Genomic DNA, 2,908 nt, shown 5'->3' on the forward strand with positions numbered 1-2,908 from the left:
GGCGGGGCCGCGCGCCGGCGGCCGGCCCGCGGCGCCGCACCGTGGCCGGACACCGAAGTGCTCTGGCCGGCCACGGCGCTGCAGGGGCGTGAACCCTAGCCTTCGCAGTCGCGGCAGTACAGGCCGCCCTTGCCCTCGCGCGCAATCTGGGAGCGGTGGCGGACCAGGAAGCAGGAGGAGCAGGTGAATTCGTCCTCGCGCGGCGGGACGACCTGGACCACCAGTTCCTCGCCCGAAAGGTCTGCGCCGGGCAGGTCGATACCTTCGGCGGTATCGCCGTCTTCGACATCGATCAGGGCGGTCTGCGCCCCGCCGCGCTGGGACTTCAGCGCCTCCAGCGACTCGTGTCCCTGCTCGTCGTCCTTATTGCGCGGCGCGTCGTAATCGGTTGCCATGAGGGTTGTAAACTCCTGATGCTTCGGCGGAAATTCGGTATTGCAGCGCCCCATCATAGCCCACGGCCAGGGCCGTTCCGGTCCGAAAAGCCGGGAGTCAGACAGTGTTTTTCGGCACATTGGCGCCCTCGGCACATTGGCGCCCTCGGTGCCCGCCGCAGCGGGCGGGCTCCGGCGGGCGTAGGCTGGGGCTGTGCGAAAAGAAACCTTGTGGGAGGCGCAGAAGCGCAAGAACCCCGGCCATTCGGCCTGGTACATCAACCGCTTCGAGGCAATGCGGCGCGAAGGAGCGGACCTCGACGGCGAGGCGCGGCTGATCGACGCGATGGCGGCGCGCGGCAGCCGGATCCTCGACGCCGGCTGCGGGCCCGGGCGGGTGGGCGGGGCGCTGGCCGCCCGCGGGCATGACGTGGTGGGCGTGGACGTCGACCCGGAACTGATCGACGCCGCACGCAAGGACCACCCGGACGTCACCTGGCTGGTCGGGGACCTGGCCGAATTCGACCTGCCGGCAGGCGGCATCGCGGAAGGCTTCGACCTGATCGTCAGCGCCGGCAACGTGCTGACCTTCCTGGCTCCCGGGACGCAGCAGGCGGTCCTGGCGCGGCTGGCGGCGCACCTGCGCCCGGACGGCCGGCTGGTGACCGGGTTCGGCGCCGGCCGCGGCTACGATTTCGGGACGTTCCTGGACGACGCCGCGGCGGCGGGACTGGCGGCGGACTTGACGCTGGCCACCTGGGACCTGCGCCCGTTCCGGCCGGACTCGGACTTCCTGGTTGCCGTCTTCTCCCGCTCGGCGGAAACCGCTCAGTAGCTGCAGCTGCCGGAGAAAAACCGGCCGATAGATGCGGCGTGGCGGCAAAAACCGGCCGGCACGGGGTGGCGATGCGCCGCCGGGACGGGCCGGCCGGGCTCTATCCGGCCACGGCTCCGGGCTCTGCCGCGTCCGGGCTGCGGACATCCTCCTGCAGCAGGATGGCGGCCTCGTCCCGGCGGTGGCGCAGCACGGTGTCGATGTAGGACTGGACCGCCTCGGCCAGGGGCACGTTGCGCTTCTGGTCTTCGGAGAGGTACCAGCGGTGCTCGAGCAGCTGGTGCACCACCTCGGCCGGCTCCAGTTTGCCCTGCAGCTCGCGCGGGATGGCACGCACCACCGGTTCGAAGACATGCCGGACCCAGGAATGCGCGCTGAACTCCTGGTCCAGGTCCGGATGGTTGTCCGCGCGGTAGGCGTCCATGTCGTTGAGCAGCCGCCGCGCCTGGTTCTCCTCGGCATCAATGCCGGTCAGCTCGAGCAGCCGGCGCTGGTGGTGGCCGGCATCGACGACCTTGGGCTGCAGCTGGATAGCGGAGCCGTCGGCCGTGGTCTTGATGGTGAACTCCTCGACGTCGAAGCCGAGCTCATTGAGCCGGCGGATGCGCGCATTGACCCGCCAGCGCTCACCCAGGTCGAAGGATTCCTGCGCGGTCAGCTCCGCCCAGAGCTTGCGGTAGATGTCCATGATGCGCTCGCTGGTGGCCAGCGGATCGATCTTTTCCTCGATCAGCCCGCCTTCGTGCAGGTCCATCAGCTCTCCGGCGATGTTCACCCGGGCTATTTCGAGGTCGTATTCGCGCTGGCCGGTGGACAGCTCCGGGTAGAGCTCGCCGGTTTCCGCGTCCACCAGGTAGGCGGCGAAGGCCCCGGCGTCGCGGCGGAAGAGGGTATTGGACAAGGACACATCGCCCCAGTAGAAGCCCGCCAGGTGCAGCCGGACCAGCAGCAGGGCCTGCGCATCGATCAGGCGGGTGAGGGTCTGCTCGCGCAGGGTCTGGGAGAACAGCGCCCGGTAGGGCAGGGAGAACCGCAGGTGCCGGGTGACCAGCACCGGATCCAGCTCCGCGCCCCCGGGCGTGCGGCGGCCGGTGATCACCGCCAGCGGCTCCACGCAGGGCACGTCCAGGCGCTGGAGCTTGCGCAGCATGTGATACTCGTGGCGGGCCGCATGCTCGCCGGTCTCCTTGACCGCGATGACCGAACCGGACAGGTGCGCAAAGCGGACAATGTGCCGGGAGAGCCCGCGGGGGAGCACGGCCAGGCTGGCCACCGGCCACTGCTCGAGCGCCAGATGCCAGGGCAGGTCCAGCAGCTGCTCGTCCGTGGTGGCCGAGGTGATGTTCAGCGCCCCGATGGCCGGCGGCATGTCGAAGCCGCGCGGGAGCCTGCCCATCTGGCCGAAGTCGGTGGGCTCGTCATGCCAGTTCGCGGCGGGGCCGTTCTTCATCGGTTCCCATCCTAGACGGGCGGCTCCGGAGGTCCGCCGTGCCGGCGGGCAATTATTGTCAAGCGACGACAACTGCTGCCCGCTTTACCCCGGCGAGGCGCAATGGCTGCCCCATGTTGCCGGGGTCAGCCGAGGCGCAGGCCGGTGCGGGGGTCGAAGAGGTGCACCCGGTCCGCCCGCGGCAGCAGCCGCACCGTGGTGCCTGGCTCCGGCGGCCGCCGGGCATCCACCCGGGCGGCGAGCCGCACC

At 70.4% G+C, this 2,908-nt stretch carries 3 protein-coding genes; 1 reads left to right on the top strand and 2 read right to left on the bottom strand.

The window, feature by feature from the left end; translation table 11 throughout:
* Positions 1-95: 95 nt before the first annotated feature.
* Positions 96-395, bottom strand: a complete 300-nt coding sequence (locus ACFQ36_RS21940) for a DUF4193 domain-containing protein (protein ID WP_377017551.1) — start codon at positions 393-395, stop codon at positions 96-98.
* A gap of 193 nt (positions 396-588) precedes the next feature.
* Between ACFQ36_RS21940 and ACFQ36_RS21945 the strand changes: the two genes are divergently transcribed.
* Positions 589-1,209, top strand: coding sequence for a class I SAM-dependent methyltransferase (locus ACFQ36_RS21945; RefSeq protein ID WP_377017558.1), 621 nt, complete (start codon positions 589-591; stop codon positions 1,207-1,209).
* 100 nt (positions 1,210-1,309) lie between these two features.
* On the opposite strand, the gene ACFQ36_RS21950 is transcribed toward ACFQ36_RS21945, so the two are convergent.
* On the bottom strand, positions 1,310-2,659 hold the full coding sequence (locus tag ACFQ36_RS21950) for a DUF4032 domain-containing protein (RefSeq protein WP_377017560.1): 1,350 nt from the start codon (positions 2,657-2,659) through the stop codon (positions 1,310-1,312).
* Positions 2,660-2,908: the final 249 nt, after the last annotated feature.

The sequence above is a fragment of the Arthrobacter sp. GCM10027362 genome, from assembly GCF_042679445.1.
In the GTDB taxonomy this organism is placed as follows: domain Bacteria; phylum Actinomycetota; class Actinomycetes; order Actinomycetales; family Micrococcaceae; genus Crystallibacter.

What these genes read in the sequence shown, in the direction of transcription:
- ACFQ36_RS21940 (WP_377017551.1), bottom strand. Translation starts at nt 395, where the DNA reads ATGGCAACCGATTACGACGCGCCGCGCAATAAGGACGACGAGCAGGGA.
- ACFQ36_RS21950 (WP_377017560.1), bottom strand. Translation starts at nt 2,659, where the DNA reads ATGAAGAACGGCCCCGCCGCGAACTGGCATGACGAGCCCACCGACTTC.